The organism is Haloferax sp. Atlit-10N, assembly GCF_003586325.1.
Classification (GTDB): Archaea; Halobacteriota; Halobacteria; order Halobacteriales; family Haloferacaceae; genus Haloferax; species Haloferax prahovense.
Genome location: NZ_PSYX01000002.1, coordinates 505,861 through 525,660 on the forward strand (window position 1 = coordinate 505,861; position 19,800 = coordinate 525,660).

Annotated in this window: 22 protein-coding genes; 15 read left to right on the forward strand and 7 right to left on the reverse strand. The window is 67.8% G+C overall.

Annotated features, from left to right (window positions below; genetic code table 11):
* The first annotated feature begins 233 nt into the window (after positions 1 to 233).
* The 7 genes from C5B91_RS09490 to C5B91_RS09520 all read left to right on the forward strand — a co-directional run bounded on the left by C5B91_RS09490 (position 234) and on the right by C5B91_RS09520 (position 3,685).
* Positions 234 to 536 carry a HalOD1 output domain-containing protein gene (locus tag C5B91_RS09490; protein ID WP_158544185.1) on the forward strand — a complete coding sequence of 101 codons (303 nt, stop codon included), beginning with the start codon at positions 234 to 236 and terminating at the stop codon, positions 534 to 536.
* Between the two features lie 276 nt (positions 537 to 812).
* On the forward strand, positions 813 to 1,091 hold the full coding sequence (gene samp3, locus C5B91_RS09495; protein WP_004975684.1) for a ubiquitin-like modifier protein SAMP3: 279 nt from the start codon (positions 813 to 815) through the stop codon (positions 1,089 to 1,091).
* Between the two features lies 1 nt (position 1,092).
* Entirely contained in the window at positions 1,093 to 1,350 is a 258-nt protein-coding gene (locus C5B91_RS09500; RefSeq protein WP_004975681.1) for a hypothetical protein, read from the forward strand.
* Positions 1,347 to 1,787: a hypothetical protein gene (locus C5B91_RS09505; protein ID WP_049967574.1), complete on the forward strand. Its 441-nt coding sequence runs from the start codon at positions 1,347 to 1,349 to the stop codon at positions 1,785 to 1,787. The genes C5B91_RS09500 and C5B91_RS09505 overlap by 4 nt, the downstream gene beginning before the upstream one ends.
* A gap of 67 nt (positions 1,788 to 1,854) precedes the next feature.
* Positions 1,855 to 2,550 (forward strand): AzlC family ABC transporter permease, encoded by a 696-nt coding sequence (locus C5B91_RS09510; protein ID WP_008095896.1) that lies wholly within the window; start codon positions 1,855 to 1,857, stop codon positions 2,548 to 2,550.
* Positions 2,551 to 2,889 (forward strand): AzlD domain-containing protein, encoded by a 339-nt coding sequence (locus C5B91_RS09515; protein ID WP_115819611.1) that lies wholly within the window; start codon positions 2,551 to 2,553, stop codon positions 2,887 to 2,889.
* Positions 2,890 to 2,962: 73 nt separating this feature from the next.
* Positions 2,963 to 3,685, forward strand: a complete 723-nt coding sequence (locus C5B91_RS09520; RefSeq protein ID WP_049968573.1) for a hypothetical protein — start codon at positions 2,963 to 2,965, stop codon at positions 3,683 to 3,685.
* Positions 3,686 to 3,724: 39 nt separating this feature from the next.
* Here C5B91_RS09520 and C5B91_RS09525 read toward each other — a convergent pair whose 3' ends face one another.
* A complete protein-coding gene (locus C5B91_RS09525; RefSeq protein ID WP_008095892.1) occupies positions 3,725 to 5,656 on the reverse strand; it encodes an aldehyde ferredoxin oxidoreductase family protein in 1,932 nt (643 codons plus the stop codon).
* Positions 5,657 to 5,782: 126 nt separating this feature from the next.
* Positions 5,783 to 6,862: a hypothetical protein gene (locus C5B91_RS09530; RefSeq protein WP_049967575.1), complete on the reverse strand. Its 1,080-nt coding sequence runs from the start codon at positions 6,860 to 6,862 to the stop codon at positions 5,783 to 5,785.
* A gap of 130 nt (positions 6,863 to 6,992) precedes the next feature.
* Here C5B91_RS09530 and C5B91_RS09535 point away from each other — a divergent pair, with 130 nt between their 5' ends.
* Together C5B91_RS09535 and C5B91_RS09540 are read left to right on the forward strand one after the other, a co-directional pair.
* Positions 6,993 to 7,841 (forward strand): histidine kinase, encoded by an 849-nt coding sequence (locus C5B91_RS09535; protein ID WP_049967576.1) that lies wholly within the window; start codon positions 6,993 to 6,995, stop codon positions 7,839 to 7,841.
* Between the two features lie 75 nt (positions 7,842 to 7,916).
* Positions 7,917 to 8,999, forward strand: coding sequence for an archaeosine biosynthesis radical SAM protein RaSEA (locus C5B91_RS09540; RefSeq protein ID WP_008095889.1), 1,083 nt, complete (start codon positions 7,917 to 7,919; stop codon positions 8,997 to 8,999).
* A 493-nt stretch (positions 9,000 to 9,492) separates the two neighbouring features.
* Here the strand turns inward: C5B91_RS09540 and purQ are convergent, their stop codons facing one another.
* Both purQ and purS read right to left on the reverse strand, forming a co-directional pair.
* Complete coding sequence (purQ, locus tag C5B91_RS09545; protein WP_049967577.1) at positions 9,493 to 10,167, reverse strand: phosphoribosylformylglycinamidine synthase I; 675 nt, start codon at positions 10,165 to 10,167, stop codon at positions 9,493 to 9,495.
* Position 10,168: 1 nt separating this feature from the next.
* Entirely contained in the window at positions 10,169 to 10,420 is a 252-nt protein-coding gene (purS, locus tag C5B91_RS09550; protein ID WP_004975657.1) for a phosphoribosylformylglycinamidine synthase subunit PurS, read from the reverse strand.
* Between the two features lie 283 nt (positions 10,421 to 10,703).
* On the opposite strand from purS, the gene C5B91_RS09555 reads away from it, so the two are divergent.
* The 3 genes from C5B91_RS09555 (at position 10,704) to C5B91_RS09565 (ending at position 13,531) form a co-directional block, all read left to right on the forward strand.
* The gene (locus C5B91_RS09555) at positions 10,704 to 12,125 is read left to right on the forward strand and encodes a GntP family permease (RefSeq protein WP_115819610.1); all 1,422 of its coding nucleotides are present in this window, start codon (positions 10,704 to 10,706) and stop codon (positions 12,123 to 12,125) included.
* A 145-nt stretch (positions 12,126 to 12,270) separates the two neighbouring features.
* Positions 12,271 to 13,254: a formyltetrahydrofolate deformylase gene (locus C5B91_RS09560; protein WP_049967579.1), complete on the forward strand. Its 984-nt coding sequence runs from the start codon at positions 12,271 to 12,273 to the stop codon at positions 13,252 to 13,254.
* A gap of 61 nt (positions 13,255 to 13,315) precedes the next feature.
* On the forward strand, positions 13,316 to 13,531 hold the full coding sequence (locus tag C5B91_RS09565) for a hypothetical protein (protein WP_049967580.1): 216 nt from the start codon (positions 13,316 to 13,318) through the stop codon (positions 13,529 to 13,531).
* Positions 13,532 to 13,573: 42 nt separating this feature from the next.
* On the opposite strand, the gene C5B91_RS09570 is transcribed toward C5B91_RS09565, so the two are convergent.
* On the reverse strand, positions 13,574 to 14,593 hold the full coding sequence (locus tag C5B91_RS09570; RefSeq protein ID WP_115819609.1) for a phosphoribosylaminoimidazolesuccinocarboxamide synthase: 1,020 nt from the start codon (positions 14,591 to 14,593) through the stop codon (positions 13,574 to 13,576).
* A gap of 138 nt (positions 14,594 to 14,731) precedes the next feature.
* On the opposite strand from C5B91_RS09570, the gene C5B91_RS09575 reads away from it, so the two are divergent.
* Positions 14,732 to 15,499: a Sir2 family NAD-dependent protein deacetylase gene (locus tag C5B91_RS09575; RefSeq protein ID WP_008095878.1), complete on the forward strand. Its 768-nt coding sequence runs from the start codon at positions 14,732 to 14,734 to the stop codon at positions 15,497 to 15,499.
* Between the two features lie 22 nt (positions 15,500 to 15,521).
* On the opposite strand, the gene C5B91_RS09580 is transcribed toward C5B91_RS09575, so the two are convergent.
* Positions 15,522 to 15,770, reverse strand: coding sequence for a hypothetical protein (locus C5B91_RS09580; protein ID WP_049967582.1), 249 nt, complete (start codon positions 15,768 to 15,770; stop codon positions 15,522 to 15,524).
* 111 nt (positions 15,771 to 15,881) lie between these two features.
* Between C5B91_RS09580 and C5B91_RS09585 the strand changes: the two genes are divergently transcribed.
* On the forward strand, positions 15,882 to 17,876 hold the full coding sequence (locus C5B91_RS09585; protein ID WP_115819608.1) for an ATP-binding protein: 1,995 nt from the start codon (positions 15,882 to 15,884) through the stop codon (positions 17,874 to 17,876).
* Between the two features lie 27 nt (positions 17,877 to 17,903).
* Here the strand turns inward: C5B91_RS09585 and C5B91_RS09590 are convergent, their stop codons facing one another.
* Positions 17,904 to 18,320: a DUF5518 domain-containing protein gene (locus C5B91_RS09590; protein ID WP_008095873.1), complete on the reverse strand. Its 417-nt coding sequence runs from the start codon at positions 18,318 to 18,320 to the stop codon at positions 17,904 to 17,906.
* 109 nt (positions 18,321 to 18,429) lie between these two features.
* On the opposite strand from C5B91_RS09590, the gene cofH reads away from it, so the two are divergent.
* Positions 18,430 to 19,800, forward strand: coding sequence for a 7,8-didemethyl-8-hydroxy-5-deazariboflavin synthase subunit CofH (cofH, locus tag C5B91_RS09595; RefSeq protein WP_115819607.1), 1,371 nt, complete (start codon positions 18,430 to 18,432; stop codon positions 19,798 to 19,800).

A 19,800-nucleotide genomic window follows, 5' to 3' on the forward strand; every position in this document is an offset into this window, starting at 1 on the left:
TCGCGTTTCCGTCTCCTCCGTTCCCGTCTGGTCTGTTCTCTACCTCTTTTGCCCCTCTCGAATTGACTCGATGGTCCGATAACTCGCCTCTCCCACTGCTGTTTAGCGGTCAACCCCCAACCGTAGTATTGCATTATAATAACACTATCAAAGGGACATACCGTTAGTACGCAAGAAATATAACACGTCGAACCAACGTATCGAACGGACGATACTGGGGGGACGAAACCATCATCACATCTGACACGCAGCTACGAGACGAATTCGAACCGACACGAGTTTGGTACGACTGCGAGCGTACCGAGCCGGTCTCTGAGGCGGTTGCCGCGGCCGTGAACCAACACACGCGCCGCGACCCGACGGAACTACCGCCGCTCACAGAGCACGTAGACACCGACGCCCTCGACGCCCTGTTCGGCCGCGACACGCCCGGTGCCCCGCGCGTGGCGGGTGCATCGCTCGAGTTCGACTACGCCGACTTCGTCGTCACCGTCGAGTCCGTCGGTCGTATCGAAGTCCGCGACGCGGGACGGTAATCGGCCGGGCCGTTCGACACTAATTGGGGATGTTTCGACCGTTGTCGAACGGTTCGCACCGACCGCAATTATCCGGCCCGCGCGGATCGGTATCGAAGGCGCTTGGACTGTCCGTTCGGGCGAGACGTTTCGACGCTCATTCTACTTAATTGGTTGAGATCTTTCAGGCAATAATCTTGCAGTTTATTTGAATTATTGACCTCGATAAGTCCAGCCAACCGTCCGCTGTGGCCGCCCGCGACGTACCTTTTTGTCTCGTGGACGCCGACAAGGGGTATGGAACTCGAATTGCGCTTCTTCGCGACGTTTCGGGAGGTAGTGGGCCAGAAGTCCATCTACTGGCGGGTCGACGACGACGCGACCGTCGGAGACGTCCTCGAGTCGCTGGAAGCGGAGTACGACGGTCTCGCCGGCCGACTCATCGAAGACGGCGAGGTCAAGCCGCACGTGAACGTGCTGAAAAACGGGCGCGAGGTGGTCCACCTCGAGGGGATGGCCACGACGCTCGACGACGGGGACGCCGTGAGCGTCTTCCCACCGGTCGCGGGGGGCTGACGTGGCGCGCCGACAGCGAGCGTTCCGCGGCATCTCGCCCCGACTCGCGATTCAGTACCTCGAAGGGCTCGGCGGCGAGGCCGACGGCGACGGCCGCGTGGTCGGTCCCGACTGGACCGTCGACATCGAGACCGAGGAGGTCACGATAACGAGCAGTATCCAACTCACCGAGGTGCAACTCGCGTTCGAGGGCGACGAGGAGACGCTCGACGACCTTGTCGAGCGGTTCGCCCGCAAGGCGATGCGCGCGGGGGGATGACCGTGGGTGCCGACGGCGACCGGCGGCCGGGGCGCGAACGACTCAGCGAGCGCCTCGCGCCGGACGGCGACGACGGCTCGCCCCGCGGCGGTGCCATCGACGGCACGGCCATCATGCTCGCGGCCGCGAAGGCGAGCGTCCCCGCCAGCAGCCTCCCGCTGTTGCTCGACCGAGCGCAGGCGTACCTCGACGGTCGGGCGGGCGAGTACGCACAGGGGTTCGAATGCGTCCACGAGGACGACAAGACGGCGGTGTTTCTCGTCCCGCTGGGCCACTGGGACACGAAGGGGCTCGACCTCGAGTTCTCGCATCGCGAGGTCGACGCGGTCCGCCGGGCGCACGCCGAACACCTCCGGCGCGTCGGCGCGGACGCCGACCGCCGCGACGAGTTCGAGACGGCGCTCGAAATCCGCGAGGTCGCCGTCGTCAGGCGGTAGGCCGAAGAGCCGGCAAACCGCCCGACGATAGACGGCTATTTCGGGGGCGGCGACCTGCTACCGACAGATGCCAACCGTTTCCTCCGACCTCCTCGACGGCGTCCGGGCCGCGGGGCCGCTCCAACTCGGCATCGCGCCGTTCGGCCTCGTCGCGGGCGTCGCGGCCGTCGAACAGGGGCTTTCGGTCGCGCACGCCCTCGGCTTCTCCAGTCTCGTCTTCGCCGGCGCGTCGCAACTCGCGATGATAGAACTCCTCGGCGCGGACGCGCCGCTGGCCATCGTCGTCGGCACGGCCGTCGTCATCAACCTCCGGACGATGATGTACTCGGCGTCCATCGCGCCCTACTTCCGCGACCTGACCGCCCGGTCGAAGGCGCTCGCGTCGTACCTCCTGACCGACCAGGCCTACGCGGTCTCCATCGCCCGCTACGGCCGCGACGGCGAGACCGACCGCTTCGCGTACTACGTCGGCGCGGGCGCGTCGCTGTGGCTCGTCTGGCAGGTGACGACCGTCGCCGGCGCGCTCCTCGGCTCCGGCCTCCCGCCGGAGTGGGGCTTCGACTTCGCCGCGCCGCTGGTCTTTCTCGCCCTGCTCGTCCCCACGCTGAAAGACCGCGCGTCCGGCGCGTCGTGTCTGGTCGGCGGCCTCGTCGCCACCGGCGTCGTCGTCGCGGGCGTCCCGTTCCACCTCGACATCATCGTCGCGGCCGTCGTCGGCGTCCTCGCCGGCCTCGGCGTCGAATCACTCGGAGGCGACGCCTGAATGCCGACCGGCTACGACTCGGCGACCGTCTGGCTCGTCATCGCCCTCGCGGGCGTCCTCACGTTCGCCATCCGCGGGTCGTTCATCTACCTGTTCGGCCGCATCGACGACGTGCCGCCGGCGGCCGAGTCGGCCTTGGAGTACGTCCCCGCGGCCGTGTTCGCGGCGCTCGTCTTCCCCGCGCTCCTCGCCCCCTCCGGCGACCTCGCGGTCTCCGTCGGCAACGACAAACTCGTCGCGGGCGCGCTGGCCGCGCTCGCCGCGTGGTACACAGAACGCGTGCTCGCCACCATCCTCGTCGGCATGGGTGCGCTCTGGGTCCTCCGGTTCGTCGTCTGAATCGTCGCCCCCAATGGTCCGGTCCGTCGCCTCCCCCAAGATACTCGTCTCACGGGCGACCACGACCGCACACATGCCCTCCCCGTCCCCGCGCCTCTACTCGCTCCCCCGCGACGACGAGGGTCGCGCCCTCCTGCCGACCGGGTTCGCCGCCGGCGTCGCCGCGTTCGTCGTTGGCACGCTCGCGGTCGCCGCCTGGCTCGCCCTCGCTACCGACGGCTCGTTTTCTACGCTCGATGCTGCGACCGAGATGACCGCCGGGAAGCCCGTCCCGTCAGCCTTCGTCCCCGTCTGGACGTTCGGCGGCGCGGTGGGGCTGCCCGTTCGACTCGTCGAGACGACCGGCCCCGGTCGCGCGGTCGTCCTCCGCAACCTCGTCGATGGACTCGACGGCCCGGCCGACTCGTGGTACTGGCTGGGCGCGCTGCCGGCCGCCTGCCTCTTTCTCGCCGGGGTCGTCACGGCGCGCCTCACGGCGTGGTCCCGACGCCCCGCCGAGGGATTCGTCACGGGGGCGTCTGTCGCGCTCGGCTTCGCCGCCGCAGTCGCCGTCGCTGCGGTCGTCGCCCGCGTCGGTCTCGGCGACGTGCCCCCGAACGCGGACGGGTTCGTCCGAGTCGGTTCGACGGGGTTCCGCCCGCCCGACCTCGACGGCGACTCGGTCGGACTCCCGCTTTGGGGGGCGTTCTCCGGACTGGTGTTCGGCGTCGGCTTCGGCGGCCTCGGCGGGGCCGCCGCGGCGCTCGTCGAGAGACTCGTCGCCACGACGGTTCGAAATCGGTCGAAAAACGCGTGAATCGGTGGGAGTCGAGTGCGACCGACTCGGGCGGTCGCCTCAGTCGTCGGCGGGCGCGGGCGAGTCGCCGCGGGAGACGCCCGTGCCGGGGCCGATGTCGATGCCGAGTTCGTCGAGACGCTCGTCGGGGACGACGCCGTCGACCCACTGGCGGCGGGCGTAGTACTCTTCTTTCATCTCGTCGAGTTCGCACAGCTGGCCCTCGGACGCGCCCTGTCCGGGCATCGCCTCGTCGCCCTCGACGAAGCGTCCCGGCAGCGAGTCGTCGGCACCGTCGAAGCCGACGAGGTTGTTGTAGTACCGCTCTAACGTGTAGATTCGGTCGCCGGTTTCGAGCAGTTCCTCCTCGCTCACGTCTCGGCCGGTCATGCCGTTGTACTGCAGGACGTACTCCTCGATGCCCTCCGCGAACGCGTTGAACTTGCAGATGTCGAACGAGTCCGAGATGGCGTGCATGTCCTGGAACAGCGCCACGAGTTCGCCCTTCCCGCGCCACTCGTGGGGGTCGTGTTTCTCCGGAATGCCGAGAATCTCGGCGGACGGCGTGTAGCCGCGGAGGTGACACGCGCCGCGGTTCGAGGTGGCGTAGCCGATGCCCATGCCCTTCATGCAGCGGGGGTCGTACGCCGGGATGGTCTGACCCTTGACGGCAAGCGAGTTGTCGTGGGCGTCGAAGCGCTCGGCGAGGCCGTTCGCGCCCTCCGCGAGCGCGTCGGCGAGGTCGCCGTCGCGGTTCGCGACCTCGGTGATGAGGTCGATCATGCGCTCGGTGTCGCCCCAGTCGAGCTGTTCGCTCAGTCCGTCGAGTTTGCCCTGCTCGGACATCTCCATCGCCATCGCCATCATATTGCCCATCTCGATGGTGTCGACGCCCATGTCGTTACACCGGTCGATCATGACGGCGATTTCGTCGCGCTCGGTGTGTCCGGAGTTCGGGCCCAGCGCGTAGGCTGACTCGTACTCGTAGGACTCGCCGCGGACGTTCATCTCTTCGCCTTTGTGCATCACCGACACCTCGACTTCCTTCTTACAGGCGACGGGACAGGAGTGACAGGTCGGCTCGTCGACGAGGATGTTCTCGCGGACGTTCTCGCCGGAGACGCGCTCGGAGTCGATGTCGACGCCCTCGGCGTCTCGCATCGCCGCGGTCGAGGTGTACTTCCCGTTTTTCGTCGGGAGACCGTCGAGCTCCTCGCCCGCGTTCATCAGGACGTTCGTCCCGTACAGCGACAGGCCGCCCTCGTTGGGCGCGGTGACCTCGGACTCGCGGATGAGCTGCATCGCCTGCTGGTAGCCCTGCTTGAACGTGTCGGCGTCGGCGGGCTTCGGCATCCGCGTGCCGGACTTCACGACGATTGCCTTGAGGTTCTTCGAGCCCATGACCGCGCCCGTGCCGCCACGGCCGGACGCGCGGTCGTCTTCGTTGACGATGCAGCCGAACTTGACCTCGTTTTCGCCGCCGGGGCCGATGGCCATTATCGAGAGGTTCTTGCCGAGGCTCCCGTCGACCTCGCCTTCGAGTTCCTCGATGGTGTCGTGGACGCCCCGGCCCCAGATGTGCTCGGCGTCGTGGAGCGTCAGTTCGCCGTCTTCGACGACCGCGTAGACCGGGTGTTCGGCTTTCCCTTCGAACAGCAGGCCGTCGAAGCCAGACCACTTGAGTCGCGCCCCGCTCCAGCCGCCGTGGTGCGAGTCGGTGACGGTCCCCGTGAGCGGGGATTTCGTCACGACCGCGATGCGACCGCTCATCACCGTCTGCGTGCCGGTGAGCGGGCCGGTCATGAACGTGAGGAGGTTGTCCGGTCCAAGCGGGTCCACGTCCGGTCCCTGGTCGAAGACGTACTTCACGCCGAGGCCGCGGGCCCCGATGTACTTCCGCGCGTCCTCGTCGTCGATTCCCTCGTACGCGATGTCGCCGGATGACAGGTCCACCCGAGCGACCCTGTCGTGATAACCACCGAATTCAGTCATTGTAATCCTCGTTGATTATATACGGACGCTGTCGGGTTAGTGATTCCCACCACCATGTAACCGTTCGAGGTTACCCCGTCGCGAGCCGACGCGGAACCGTCAGGGGATTGCGGCAATCCGTGCGACTTATCCCGGTTGCGGGCCGGCGACCCGCAACGAGACGGTTCCGGTGGCGTCGACGACGACGCTCGCGGGGCCGCGCGGCGGGCACGACCACCACGTTCCCGACACCGCTGCCCCGGTTTCGAGGCTCGCCGACACGGCGTGCGCTCCGGAGGTCGTCACGGGGACGAGTTCCCGGACTTCGCCGGGGGCGAGGGCGAGCACGCGGTCGAACGACTCGTCGCCGCTCGCGGCGTCGACCCGGAGCGAGAGTCGGTGGGGTTCGTCGTCGCGGTTGGCGATTGTGAGCGTCGTGTTCGACGGTCCACAGCCCGTCGCTCCGCTCGACACGTCGACGTACTTCGTCGGCTCGTCGGGTACTGGCCACCCCGTCTCGACGCGTCGCTCGTCGGTCTCGACGGCGACGCGGTAGTCCCCGCTTCGGTACGTCACCGGAATCGACAGCCGCGCCCCCGACGGGACGCGGTACGCCTGGTCGACGAGCACCGTGTTCCCGAGGTCGATGCGGAGCCGAGCGGTCGTCTCGGGGCCGGGGTTCTCCACGACGACGCCAGCGGGTGCGTACCACCGTGAGGAGCCGTCGCCGACGAGCGGGAGGTCGATTCTCGGCCCGTCGTCGGGGGTCGCCGCCGCGAGCGAGCACTCTCCCCGGGCGTCGCACGAGACGGTCCGCCAGAACTCCGCGCTCCCCCGGCCGAGGACGACCTCCAGCCCTTCGAACGCCGCGTCGACGGTCCACGTCGAGCGGGCCCGCAGGCCGGTGTCCGTCTCGACGAGCACCGCCGTCTCCCCGGTCGGGACCGCGACCGATAGCCCGGCCCGCTCGCCGGGCAGCAGGTCGCGGTTCTCGAAGAACACGTCGCGGTCGTCGCGGACGCCGACGACGGTCGTGAAAATCGGGTCCGGCGTCGGGTTCCAGAGCGTCAGCGACCGCTCCACGCGCGCTTCGGTCGTCGGCGTCTCGATCGGCGCGTCCGTCCCCTCCTCGGGGGTCGGCGTCTCCGTCTCCCCCTCGGGCGTCCCGCACCCGGCGAGGCCGGCGAGGCCGCCCGCGAGAAGCGAGAGGAGCGTGCGGCGCTCCATGGGCCACCTACGGGCGCGACGCATATGAACGTCTGTCGCTGCGGTCCCGTGTTCGGCCGCGGCGGCACGGTCGCACCCCCGACCTCCAAAACAGCTATTTCGTCGGCGGTCAGTCGTTTCCACGAACCAGATGGGACTCGACAGTTTCCTCGGCGCGATTGACACCGCGAGTCGGTCGCTTTCGGTGGTCAATCGCTCGGCTCCCGACCCCGTCCAGCGGATGCTCGAAACCACGTTCGCCGACCAGCCGGTCGGCGTCGACGAACTGTCCGACGACGCTCACGGCGACGACGTGGTCGTGCTCACCGAGCAGACGCCTGAGGGACGAGAGGTCGTCGCGACCTCGCCGCTGGAGGAAGTGATGAACGCCGTCCTCCTCGTGAACTCGGACCTCTACAAGACGGGACAGGCGAACCTCGCCGAGTTCGAACTCCCGTCGGTGCTCACGCGACTCGACGACGTGCCGTTTTCCCTCCGCGGCTACCCCGAATCAGACAAGGAGAAACTGCTGCTCGTGGCGATTTCGCGGTACATCGAGCGCCACGCGTGGCGCGCCGGCGACGGGAGACTCCGGTCGTCGTTCCAGCGGCTCTCCCGAATCGAAGACGAGCGGGGGACGCGGGCAGTCTACCAGAAGGTCGCGTCGACCGACGTGCAGACGCACATCTACGGAATTCCGGACTGGACGCCGCCGTTCAACTCCAAACTCATGAGCCACGGCGGCTACACCGATGACTTCTGCGACTCGTGGTTCGTGGTCTACACGCCGCCGGACGGTGGGTTGGACGGAACGACCGGAACCGGCGGTGCGGCCGACGGGGAGAAGGCGGGTGACGAGCGGAGTATCGACGGCGTGGCCCCGGGCCACCCCGTCGCCCTCCTCGCGCTCGAGACCGAACCGAAGCGCTGGGAGGGCTACTGGACGTTCCGCCCGTCGCTCGTCGCCGACATCGACCGGTACATCTCGCGGAACATGTGAGGGCCGGCGGCCGCTGCCGCCCGCCGCCGAAGCCAGACGAAGCCGCTTTACGCGCCCGTCCGATACGGGTATCCAATGAGTAAGCCGAGCCCCGAGGTCTACGAGCGGGGACGCGGGATGGACGCGCACAACAAGGTGATGCGCGACATCCGTTCGCGGAAGCAGAAGACCTACGACCCCCACGAGCCCACCCGGGTGTGGATAGACGAGGACAACACGCCCGACGGCGTCTACGACTCGCTGACGATTATCCTCAACACCGGCGGCTGCCGGTGGGCGCGCGCCGGCGGCTGTACCATGTGCGGCTACGTCGCCGAGTCCGTCGAGGGCGGCACCGTCGCCCACGAGGCGCTGATGGACCAGATTCGGGTCTGTCTCGACCACGAGGTCGAAGAGATGGACGACGGCGAGAAAGCGGGCCTGATCAAGATTTACACCTCCGGCTCGTTCCTCGACGAGCGCGAGGTGCCCGCTGAGACCCGCGACGCCATCGCCGAGACGTTCGCCGACCGCGACCGCATGGTCGTCGAGTCGCTCCCCGACTTCGTCACGCGCGAGAAGCTCGCGGACTTCACCGACCGCGGCCTCGAAACCGACGTGGCAGTCGGTCTCGAAACCGCCACCGACCGCGTCCGCCACGACTGCGTGAACAAGTACTTCGACTTCGCCGACTTCGAGGACGCCTGCGAGGAGGCCGCCGCGGCCGGCGGCGGCGTCAAGGCGTACCTCCTGATGAAGCCGCCGTTCCTCTCGGAGCCCGAGGCGCTCGACGACATGAAGTCGTCCATCCGCCGGTGTGCGGCGGTCGACAACTGCCACACCGTCTCGATGAACCCGACGAACGTCCAGCGCTACACGATGGTCGACGAGCTGTTCTTCAACGGCGGCTACCGCCCGCCGTGGCTCTGGTCGGTCGCCGACGCGCTCCGAGAGACGGCCGACGTGGACGCCATCGTCGTCTCCGACCCCGTCGGCGGCGGCCAAGAGCGCGGCGCGCACAACTGCGGCGACTGCGACGAACTCGTGTTCAAGGCGGTCAAGGACTTCAACCTCCGGCAGGACCCGACCGTCTTCGACCAGGTGTCCTGCGACTGCGAGGCGACGTGGGAGTTCGTCCTCGATAACGAGACGAGCTACAACATGCCGCTGGTCAAGTAGGTCGGCGCGTTCCGCGCCACCCGGACTCACGCCGCTCGCGCGGGCGAACGACCCTTCGACCCGGGCCGGGCCGTCGCCCGCCTGCATCTCCGACCGTTCGTCCAGTATCCCGGCTCGTTTTCTCCGATTCGACCGCGTTAGGTAGTGCTATCGGAGAGTAACTGCCCCCTAACCGTCGGATAGGATATTCGTATCAAAGAGGGTGTGAGTCGTTGTCATATTCGGTGGTTCGGACGTGTCCATCCGAGCCGCCCGCCATCATGACGAAACACACGTACAAGACCGTCTACTACGCGGATGGGTGGTTCGAGATTCGCGAAGAGGAGAACGCCGAGGCGTGGATCGCCACGGACGCTCCCTGCGCTCTCGCCCCATAGCACGCGGTACGCGGGTCGGAAACCTCGACACTCCAACATCGCTCATCGTGTACGCCGCTCCGTTCGCCAACCGACCCCGTGCCGCCCGCCACCGCGGCGGACGGTCTTTTTATACCCTATCCCTCGAAGCCCGCCAGTACACCCCGACCGTCGGTGTTGCCGAGCTGCGGTAGCGACGCCCGTTCGGGGTGCGGCATCAGCACCGCGATGGACTCGCTGTCGCCGAGGATACCCGCGACGTTCCCGAGCGAGCCGTTGGGGTTCGCCTCGTCGGTGACGGTGCCGTCCTCGTCGCAGTAGCGGAAGAGAATCCGGTCGTCGGCTTCGAGCTCCTCGTAGCGGTCGGCGTCGAGTTCGAAGCGTCCCTCGCCGTGGGCGATGGGGAGTTCGATGACCTCGCCTTCCTCGTACGCTGCGGTCCAGCGGGTGTCCGCGTTCTCGACGCGGAGGTAGACGTGTTCGCACTGGAAGCGGGCGCTCGCGTTCGTCGTGAACGCGCCGGGGGTGAGCCCGGACTCACAACCGATCTGCGCGCCGTTGCAGACGCCGAGGACGGGGACGCCCTCTGCGGCCGCCTCGCGGACCGACTTCATGATGGGCGAGCGGGCGGCCATCGCGCCGCCGCGCAGGTAGTCGCCGTACGAGAAGCCGCCGGGGAGGACGATGCCCGTCGTCTCCTCGGGGAGGGGGTCTTCGTGCCAGACGCGCTCGGCCTCGAAGCCGAGGTCGGACAGCGCGCGCACGGCGTCGCGGTCGCAGTTCGAGCCGCCGAACTGCACGACTGCGATCATCTCAGGCCTCGACGACCGCGACCTCGTAGTCGTGGATGGTCGGGTTCGCCAGCAAGCGTTCTGCCATCTCGTCGGCGCGGGCCTCGGCCTCGTCGGCGTCGGCCGCGTCGAGGTCGACTTCGTACCGTTCGGTAAAGCGCAGCGCGTCGAGTTCGAACCCGAGTCGTTCCAGCGCGCGCTTCGTGGTCTCCGCCTCGGGGTCGAGCACGCCACGCTTGAGGCGCACCGTCACCGTCGCGGTGTAGGTGGTCATCAGGTGGCGATGCGTGGTGATGTGCAAAAACGGTTTTGGGTCGTGTTTGTTATACACGAATGTGTCTACTGGTTATCGAACCGGCGACGACACCGGCAGAGACCACGCTCCGTCGTAGATGCGACAGTACTCACTAGCTGACGGCGCACCGCGAACGCATCTCGACAACTCATTTGATTACACGTCGAAATAGTTTATTACTTCATATAACTATATAAAAAATAATTACACATATGATATATGATAATCATTTTTATACCCCGAATGAGATGGCATCTCACGCATGGCAATCGAATTCGCACAGAGTCCGCTCTTGACGTTCGTCGTCGGACTCGCGTTGGTCGTGTTGTTACTGGTCGTCTTGGACCTCCCGGCGTTCGTCGGCTTGGCGATAGCCGCGTTCGCGGTCGGCCTCGTCAACGCGGCGTTCGTCCCCGACTTCGCGCTCGCCGATGCGGCGACGAGAACGGCGACGGCGTTCGGAAACGGGATGGCCGGTATCGGGATTCCCATCCTGATGGCCGCCATCATCGGGAAGTCGATGCTCGAAAGCGGCTCCGCCCAGCGCATCGTCCGCTCCTTCCAGTCGCTCGTCGGGAGAGAAAACAGCGACATCGCGCTGTGGGGGAGCAGTACGGTGCTCGCCATCCCCGTGTTCTTCGACAGCGTGTTCTACCTCATGGCCCCCCTCGCGCGGTCGATGCGGGCGCGGATGGGCGACAACTACGCGCTGTATCTCGTCGTCGTCGGGGCCGGTGCGGCGACGGCCCACGTGTTCATCCCGCCGACGCCCGGCCCGCTCGCGGTCGCCAGCGAAATCGGGGCCGACATCGGCACCACGATGCTCATCGGCGTCACCGTCGCCGTCCCGTCGGCCACCATGGGCGGCCTCGTCTACGGCCGCTGGATTAACCGCCGCATCGACATCCCCCTCCGCGACGCGATGGGGACGACCACGGACGAACTGCAGGAGCGCGCCCAGCGCGACGTGTCGTCGCTTCCGAGCTTCCTCGAAGCCACCGCTCCCATCGTCATCGCCGTCGCGCTCGTCGGCTCGCTCACCGTCGTCAACGCCCTCGAAGGCGTGACGGTGGCCGAACCGCTCCGGCCGTTCGTCGGGTTCGTCGTCGACAACCGCCCGTTCGTCGCGTTCATCGGCGACAAGAACGTCGCGCTCACGGTCGCCGCGCTCGCCGCGGCGTACACGTACTACCGCTGGTCCGACCTCTCGCGGTCCGAGTGGGAAGACGAACTCACCGAGGCGCTGAAAAGCGGCGGCAACATCGCGGCTATCACCTCGATGGGCGGCGCGTTCGGCGCGCTCCTCGCGGCCTCCGGAATCGGCTCGTACCTCGCCAACGGGCTCGAAGGTTTCGGCATCCCGCTTCTCGTGACCGCGTGGCTCATCGCTGCCATCGTCCGCATCGCGCAGGGCTCCGCGACCGCGGCGATGCTCACGGCCGCCGGCATCATGGCCCCGCTCACCGGCCAACTCCCGGTCCACACCGCGTATCTGGTGATGGTCATCGGCGCGGGCGGCAACATCTGCTCGTGGTACAACGACTCCGGCTTCTGGCTCGTCAAGGAAATCGGCGGCCTCACGCAGGCGGAGACGCTGAAGACGTGGACGGCGCTGACGACGATTATCTCCGTGACTGGGCTCGTCGTCGTCCTCGTCGTCTCGTCGGTGCTCCCGCTGGCGTAGCGGCCTCACGCTCACGCTGGCTTTTCCTTTTTGCGGGTGATTCACGGTCGTTCCGGAGGGATTCGCTTGCGGAGAACGACAGCGGTTTACCGCTCGCCGACGCAGGACGCTATATGTTCAGCTTCGAACAGCTGGAGGTGACGGTATGACTCGCGAACTCACCGAAATCACGGTCATCGGAGGAGACAAGACCGGACTCATCGCGAACGTGACCACCCTGCTGTTCGAGCGCGGAATCAACGTCGAGGACTTAGACCAGGCGGTCCGCGAGGGAATCTTCCGGATGACCCTCCACGCCGACACCTCGGAGATGACCTGCTCCCGCGACGAACTCCGGGAGGCGCTTTCGGACCTCGGCGACGACCTCGGCGTCGACGTGCAGGTCCGGTTCCCCTCGGACCGCGAGACCCGCGAAATCGCCGTCCTCGTGACGAAGGAGTCCCACTGCCTCGAAGCGCTGTTCGAGGCGTGGGCGAACGACGACCTCGGCGCGGAGATTTCGGTCGTCATCGGCAACCACGACACGCTCGAACCGCTGGCGAGCCACTACGACGTGCCTTTCCACGACATCGGCGACCAGAAGGGCACCGCCAACGAAGAGCGCATGCTCGACCTCCTCGAACAGTACGACGTGGACCTCATCGTCCTCGCGCGCTACATGCGCATCCTCGGCCCGAACGTCGTCTTCCGCTACGAGGACCGCATCATCAACATCCATCCATCGCTCCTCCCGTCGTTCCCCGGCGCGGCGGCCTACCGGCAGGCGAAAGAAGAGGGCGTCCGCATCGCGGGTGTCACCGCCCACTACGTGACGACCGACCTCGACCAGGGTCCCATCATCGCCCAGCGCGCCTTCGACGTGCCCGACGACGCCACCATCGACGAAATCAAAGAGCGCGGCCAGCCGCTGGAGGCCGACGCGCTCCTCGAAGCCGTGAAGCTCCATCTCAACAACGATATCTCGGTCCACCGCGGGCGCACCAGTCTCCGCGAGAGCGCCGACCCCGAGCGCTACCAACTCGGCCTCACCCGCGAGGCGCAGGCGTCGAACCCCGACCGCCCGGTCGACGGCATCATCGACGCCCTCGGCGAGCGCGAGGCGCTCGCGCCCGAACCGTCCGAGGACTGAGTCGTCTCCGAGCGGGGCGACCCCCGCCAGACCTATTTTTCCGGCGACGCGACTCGGAGCCGTGCCCGTCTCCCGCCGGTATCGCGTCGCACTCGGCTGTTACGCGCTGTGGCTCGTTGCGACGGTCCTCCTCGTCGCGCACGAACTCGGCATCATCCCGCTGCTTCCCGGCGTCGAACCGGGCGTCGTGACCGGCGCGGCGGTGTTCGTCGCGCTCGGTCTCGGGAGAATGCTCCGCCGAGGCTGGCGGTTCCTCGTCGGTGACGACGCGTCGTGAGAGGGGAACAGACGAAAAACGGGGTTCTCGCTCCGCGACCGACTACAGGTCCCGAACGCGCGCCACGGCGTCCTCGATGGCCGGCGCGTCGAACCAGTCGTGGTCGACGTAGGCGTTGGTGCCGGCGCAGTAGAGGTCAGCCAGCGCCTCGACGATGTCGGCGGGGAGGTGCTCGGGTTCGACCGCGCAGTTCTCGCGCCAGTTCGGCTCGCCCGTCTCGATGGCCTCGGCCTTCGCGTCTTTCACGGCCTCGACCCACTCGGGCTGGACGCGCTTGTAGTACTGGCGGACGACCTCCTTCGAGACCTGCTGGCCGCCGTAGGAAAACCGGTTCTCGTCGAAGGTGCCGACCACGTCGCCGACCTTGACGGTGCCGTCGTGGTACAGACACTCGATTTTGCCGTCCTCGTGGTCGAAGCCGGCCCTCTCGGCGCGCTCTGTCAGTACGTGGTTCACGGCGAGCGCCAGCTCTTCGAGGCGGTCGAGGTCGACTTTCCCGGCGATGTCGTCGGCCTCCTCGCGGGAGAGATAGCGGTCCTGTTCTTCGTACTTCGTGGAGAACTCCACGACCGGCTCGGGGAGGGAGACGGCCTCGTCGGGCCACTCGTCCAGTTCGAGGCCGTAGTCAGCGGGCTCGCCGCGCCGCCGGAGGCTCGACCCCACGGGGACGGTGTTGCGGAAGACGATTTCCAGCGGGATGAGGTAGTTGTCGCCGGCAGTCTCGTGATAGGCGTCGTAGTCGTACGCGCCGTCCTCGTGGGGGAGGTCGGGAACCTGCGTGAGTTCGATGGCCATCTCCGTCGGCGGCGACTCGCACTCGCCGAGCTCCTTGACCTCGCCGTCTTCGACGACGCCGAGGTAGTGGGTCGGGACGTGGTTCACGTCGAGCAGTTCGAAGTTGTACGCGCCCATGAGACAGAGGCTCGCGCCCTTGTTCGGGATGTGGTCGGGCATCTCGCCCCAGTCGAACACCGAGTAGCGGTCCGAGAAGACGAAGCGGCCCCGCCCGAGGTCGGTCGCCGTCGGCTCCTCCTCGACGCGGAAGTCCTTCACGCTGGTCATGGTCGTCCTCTGGACTCATCCCACTAAGAAGCTTCCACTTCCGTGCGCATCTCGGCACCCGAACAAGGGAATATATACACGAACGCGCTCACCAAACGAATCGTATCGCTTTTTCGCGGCTGTACCCTCCGTTCGGCTATGGACGCTGCCCTCGAATCAGACGCCGCGTGGGTCGCCCGGCGACTCCGCGAGGCCGACACCGCCGTCGCCTTCACCGGCGCGGGGATGAGCACGGCCTCGGGGATTCCCGACTTCCGCGGCGACGACGGCATCTGGGAGACCGAGTTCGACCCGGCGTCGTTCCACCGCGACCGCTTCGTCAACGACCCCGCGGGGTTCTGGCGGGACCGCGTCCGCCTCCAAGAGCGCATGTTTCCCGACGGCGTCGAGCCGAACCCCGGTCACGACGCGCTGGCGGCCCTCGAATCGCGGGGCGTCCTCGACGCGGTCGTGACCCAGAACACCGACGGTCTCCACCGCGAGGCGGGTTCGGACCGCGTCGTCGAACTCCACGGGAACGCCGCGGAGGTCGTCTGCGAGGACTGCGGCGCGCGAACCGACGCCGACCCCGCGTTCGAGGCGGTCCGAGCCGGCGACGCGCCGCCGACCTGCGAGGACTGCGGCGGCCTGCTCAAGCCCGGCGTCGTCCTGTTCGGCGAGCGCCTTCCCCGCGTCGCCTACAGCGAGGCGAACCGTCTCGCCGGCGACGCCGACGTGTTCCTGTCGCTCGGGTCGTCGCTGACGGTCCACCCCGCGGCTGGCCTCGCCGGCCGGGCCGCCGAGAGCGGTTCGCTGGTCGTCGTCAACTTCGACGCGACGCAGTACGACGACCGCGCCGACCGGGTCGTCCGCGGGGACCTCGCGGCGTTCCTCCCCGAAGTCGAAAAACGAGTCAAGCGAGTCTGAGCGCGACCGCGCAGCCGCCCCGTCAGGAGTCGAACGGCTCGCCGTCGCGGTGGTTATCGACGTTCTCCGTCTCGGCCGCCTCCTGTTCTCGCATCTCGTCTTCGGCGTCTGGTTCTTCCCCTTCGCTCGGACGCTCGGCATCGACCTCCTCGGACTCCTCGGGCGACGACGCGCCGGCGTCGCCGCCGCCGTCGACCGTGACGCCGTGGCCGTCGTCGTCTTCGACGCTCGGTTCGCGGTCGGTCACGTCCGCTTCGGTGTCGTCGGACATCGGGGCGCTAGCTCACGTCGCCCGCGGCAAATAGGTGGTGGCCGAGTGCACGAACGCCCACCCGGTTACACTCACCAATCAATTGATGCTCTCTCCCCGTCATGTCGGTGCATGACTCGGTCTCCCTCGCCGGGGGCGTCGGCGGGGACGGCACCGTCCGTTCTCTTCGTCGCACCCGACCGCACACGGGCGGACGCCGTCGCGGCCGCGCTCGACCGCCACGACGTGTCCGTCACCGTCGAGTTCGACCTCGGTGCCGCGCTCGACCGCATCGACGACCGGACGGTCGACTGCCTCTTGGTCCCGCGGCAGTTCGGTCAACACACCGCCGCCGACGTCGTCGCGCTCGTCCGCGACCGCCATCCCGAAGTTCCGGTCGTTCTCCTCGGCCCCGACAAGGCGGGCGACGACGGTGGTGGTGGCGGTGGCGGTGGCGACCCGCTCGCGACCGACGCCGCCGTCTACCGGTTTTCGGACGACGTCGACTCTATCTCCTACGACCGCCTCGCGGACCGCGTCCGGGCGGCGGTCGCCCGCTACCGAAGCTCGCAGGCCCAGCGCACCGAACGCGACATCGTCTCCCGACTCGAACGCCGCATTCAGCGCACCGAGCGGAAGATAACGTCGCTCCACGGCGTCGCCATGCGGCTCGCGTCGGCCTCCGACGCCGACGATATCTACGAGGAGACCGTCGAGGCGGCGGAGCGCATCCTGAACCTCGACATCTGTTTCGCCTTCGAGGCCGAGGCGGACCGGTTCGTCCCGAGGGCGCAGTCCTCGACGCCGACCGACCGCGAACTCCGGCCGGTCCCGAAGGACGCGGGCGCGATGGGCGAGACGTTCCGCACCGGCGAGTCCCACCGCACGGTCGACATGGAACTCCACGCGTTCGGCCGCCCCGAGTTCGGCGACTACCGCTCCGGGCTCAGCGTCGCCATCGGCTCCTTCGGCGTGTTTCAGGCGGTCTCCGAGCAGACCGGCGCGTTCGACGAAATCGACCTCGAACTCGCGGAACTGCTCGTCGCCCACACGAACGCGGCGCTCCAACGGCTCAGCTTCGAGCGCCGGCTTCGGGTCGAACGCGACCAGTACGCTGCCCTGTTCGAGAACAGCGCCGACTGCATCATCGACTCGGAGTTCGTCGACGGCGAGTCCGTCATCCGCGCGGTGAACCCGGCGTTCGAGGCGACGTTCGGTTACGACGAATCCGAGGTCGTCGGCCGCGCCATCGACGACGTGGTCGCGCCGGACGACCGCCGCGAGGAGGCCGCGGAACTCACCGAGATGGTCCGCGCCGGCGACTTCGTCCAGACCGAGGTGCGCAGGCGGACCGCCAACGGCGAGAGGGACTTCCTCCTCCGGTCGGTTCCGGTCGGCGAGAACACCATCTACGCGGTCTACACGGACATCACGGCTCGCCGGGACGTCGAACGCGAGGTCGAAGCCCAGAACCGCCGGCTCGACGAGTTCACGAGCGTCGTCTCCCACGACCTTCGCAACCCGCTTTCGGTCGCCACGGGTCACCTCGACATCGCTCGCGAGGAAGTCGACAACGACCACCTCGCGGCGGTGGCGCGGGCGCACGACCGGATGAACGCACTCACCGAGGAACTGCTCGTCCTCGCGCGGCAGGGAACCGACGCGTTCACCACGACGCCCGCGTCTCTCGCGGAGACCGCAGAGCGGTGCTGGGAGAACGTCGAAACCGGGGACGCGACGCTCGTCGTCGCGTCCGACCGGACCGTCGTCGCCGACGCGGGCCGGCTTCACCAACTGTTCGAGAACCTGATTCGCAATGCTGTCGAGCACGGCCCGTCGGGTGACTCCGGGGCTACCGACGGCGGCGACGAAGCCGAGGACCGCCTCACCGTCACCGTCGGCGCGCTCGACGACGGCTTCTACGTCGAGGACGACGGCGCTGGCGTCCCGCCCGAACTCCGCTCGCGCATCTTCGACAGCGGCTTTTCGACCGGCACCGCCGGCATCGGCTTCGGACTGACAATCGTCTCGAACGTCGCCGACGCGCACGGCTGGACGGTCTCGGTCGGAGAGAGCGACGCGGGCGGCGCTCGCTTCGAGTTCACCGGTGTGGAATCCGAGTCCTGAAGCCGGGTCGAAGGGGCGTGGACGTGTTCAGGCGAACTCCTCGTGGAGGTACGCGCCGAGGTAGCCGCCGAGCGCGCCGAGGCCGACGGTGTAGACGAGCAGCAAGGCGAGGCCGAACAGCGCGACGATGGCGATGCCGAGGATGCCGAGGCCGAACCCGCGCGGGTTGACGCCGATAGCGAAGATGCTGAAGAAGCCGAGGACGACGACGCCGAGGACCACGCCGACGAGACTCACGAACAGCCCGGAGACCGCGCCGGATTTCACGCCGAGTTCGCGGTCGCTTCCGGTCAGGTAGCCGGAGATTGCGCCGCCGAGGACGGTCGACCCCGGAAGCGGCGAGAGGACGATGCTGGCGACCGCGCCGACGAGCGCCGAAAACAGCAGGCTCTCGCGGTCGTCGCCGGGAGACGAGTCGGTCGTCGAAGACGGGGAGTGTTCCATGCCCGACACAACACGGCGGGGCGGCCTAACGCTTTCTCCGCCGCGGCGTCCCGCGGTCGGAGTTCCGGTACCGCCCCGTTTTTAGGACCGTGGCGCGTTTCAAACGAGCATGACCGGTGCCGCCCACGACGACTTCGGGTTCGACCACGTCCCGGAGACAGACCAGTCGTTCGAGAACGCCTTGGCGAAGGCGCGAGCGGGCGAGCGCCTCACGGTCGACGACGGCGTCGAACTCATCACGACGGGCACCGACCGCGAGGGAATCGACGCCGCGCGCAAGGAACTCGTGCTCGAAGCCGCCGACCGGCGGCGCGCCGAGATGGTCGGCGACGACGTGACGTTCGTCGCCAACCTCAACAACAACGTGACGACGGCCTGCAACACCGGCTGTCTGTTCTGTAACTTCAAGAACACCGCCCACCTGTTCGAGTCCGACTCCGACGCCGACCACGGCGGCTTCACGAAGACGCCCGCCGAGTCCCGCGACATCGTCGCCGACGCGGTCGAGATGGGCATCTACGAGGTCACGTCCGTCTCCGGGCTCCACCCCGCGCTCGTCTTAGACGAGGAACACCGCGAGATTCTCGAATCCTCCGACAACCCCGCCGCCGAGGTGAACTACAAGCCGCCCGAGGCGTACGACACCGACCCCGCGAGCTACGCCGAACAGCTCTCGGCGATGTCGGTCGACGGCGCGCACGTCCACTCGATGACGCCCGAGGAGGCCCACCACGCCAAGCGCGGCACCGACTGGAGCTACGAGGAGGTCTACCGCCGCCTCGCCGACGCCGGCCTCGACAGCGCGCCCGGCACCGCCGCGGAGATTCTCGTCCCCGAGGTGCGCGAGGTCATCTGCCCCGGCAAAATCGGGACCGACGAGTGGGTCGCCGGGATGGAGGGCGCGATGGAAGCCGGCCTCGACGTGACGGCGACCATCATGTACGGCCACGTCGAGACCGAGAAACACCGCGTGCTCCACCTCGACGTGATTCGGGACCTCCAAGACCGCTACGGCGGCATCACCGAGTTCGTCCCGCTGTCGTTCATCCACCAGAACACGCCGCTGTACGACCGCGGCCTCGTGACCGGCGGCGCGTCCGACGACGAGGACGAACTGCTGGTCGCCGTCTCGCGCCTCTATCTCGACAACGTCGAGCACATCCAGTCGTCGTGGGTGAAGTTCGGGAACGCGAAGGCGCTGAAGCTCCTCAACTGCGGCGCTGACGACCTCATGGGCACGATTCTCTCCGAGGAGATAACGAAGCGCGCCGGCGGCGGTTTCGGCGAGTTCCGCTCGTTCGACGACTACGTCGACATGATAACCGCCATCGGCCGCCGGCCGGTCGAGCGCTCGACCGACTACCGGACTCGCCGCCCCATCGACCCCGACGACGGCCCGCATGGCCCGATGCTCGGGCCCCGCGCGGACGGGACACCCCTGCTCGACGGCCGCCGCGACCCGGCGACCGCCGACGACTGA

Excerpts from the sequence above, each read along its gene's own strand:
- samp3 (WP_004975684.1), top strand. The coding sequence starts at position 813 with ATGGAACTCGAATTGCGCTTCTTCGCGACGTTTCGGGAGGTAGTGGGC.
- C5B91_RS09505 (WP_049967574.1), top strand. The coding sequence starts at position 1,347 with ATGACCGTGGGTGCCGACGGCGACCGGCGGCCGGGGCGCGAACGACTC.
- C5B91_RS09510 (WP_008095896.1), top strand. The coding sequence starts at position 1,855 with ATGCCAACCGTTTCCTCCGACCTCCTCGACGGCGTCCGGGCCGCGGGG.
- C5B91_RS09515 (WP_115819611.1), top strand. The coding sequence starts at position 2,551 with ATGCCGACCGGCTACGACTCGGCGACCGTCTGGCTCGTCATCGCCCTC.
- C5B91_RS09520 (WP_049968573.1), top strand. The coding sequence starts at position 2,963 with ATGCCCTCCCCGTCCCCGCGCCTCTACTCGCTCCCCCGCGACGACGAG.
- C5B91_RS09525 (WP_008095892.1), bottom strand. The coding sequence starts at position 5,656 with ATGACTGAATTCGGTGGTTATCACGACAGGGTCGCTCGGGTGGACCTG.
- C5B91_RS09530 (WP_049967575.1), bottom strand. The coding sequence starts at position 6,862 with ATGGAGCGCCGCACGCTCCTCTCGCTTCTCGCGGGCGGCCTCGCCGGC.
- C5B91_RS09535 (WP_049967576.1), top strand. The coding sequence starts at position 6,993 with ATGGGACTCGACAGTTTCCTCGGCGCGATTGACACCGCGAGTCGGTCG.
- C5B91_RS09540 (WP_008095889.1), top strand. The coding sequence starts at position 7,917 with ATGAGTAAGCCGAGCCCCGAGGTCTACGAGCGGGGACGCGGGATGGAC.
- purQ (WP_049967577.1), bottom strand. The coding sequence starts at position 10,167 with ATGATCGCAGTCGTGCAGTTCGGCGGCTCGAACTGCGACCGCGACGCC.
- purS (WP_004975657.1), bottom strand. The coding sequence starts at position 10,420 with ATGACCACCTACACCGCGACGGTGACGGTGCGCCTCAAGCGTGGCGTG.
- C5B91_RS09555 (WP_115819610.1), top strand. The coding sequence starts at position 10,704 with ATGGCAATCGAATTCGCACAGAGTCCGCTCTTGACGTTCGTCGTCGGA.
- C5B91_RS09560 (WP_049967579.1), top strand. The coding sequence starts at position 12,271 with ATGACTCGCGAACTCACCGAAATCACGGTCATCGGAGGAGACAAGACC.
- C5B91_RS09570 (WP_115819609.1), bottom strand. The coding sequence starts at position 14,593 with ATGACCAGCGTGAAGGACTTCCGCGTCGAGGAGGAGCCGACGGCGACC.
- C5B91_RS09575 (WP_008095878.1), top strand. The coding sequence starts at position 14,732 with ATGGACGCTGCCCTCGAATCAGACGCCGCGTGGGTCGCCCGGCGACTC.
- C5B91_RS09580 (WP_049967582.1), bottom strand. The coding sequence starts at position 15,770 with ATGTCCGACGACACCGAAGCGGACGTGACCGACCGCGAACCGAGCGTC.
- C5B91_RS09585 (WP_115819608.1), top strand. The coding sequence starts at position 15,882 with ATGACTCGGTCTCCCTCGCCGGGGGCGTCGGCGGGGACGGCACCGTCC.
- C5B91_RS09590 (WP_008095873.1), bottom strand. The coding sequence starts at position 18,320 with ATGGAACACTCCCCGTCTTCGACGACCGACTCGTCTCCCGGCGACGAC.
- cofH (WP_115819607.1), top strand. The coding sequence starts at position 18,430 with ATGACCGGTGCCGCCCACGACGACTTCGGGTTCGACCACGTCCCGGAG.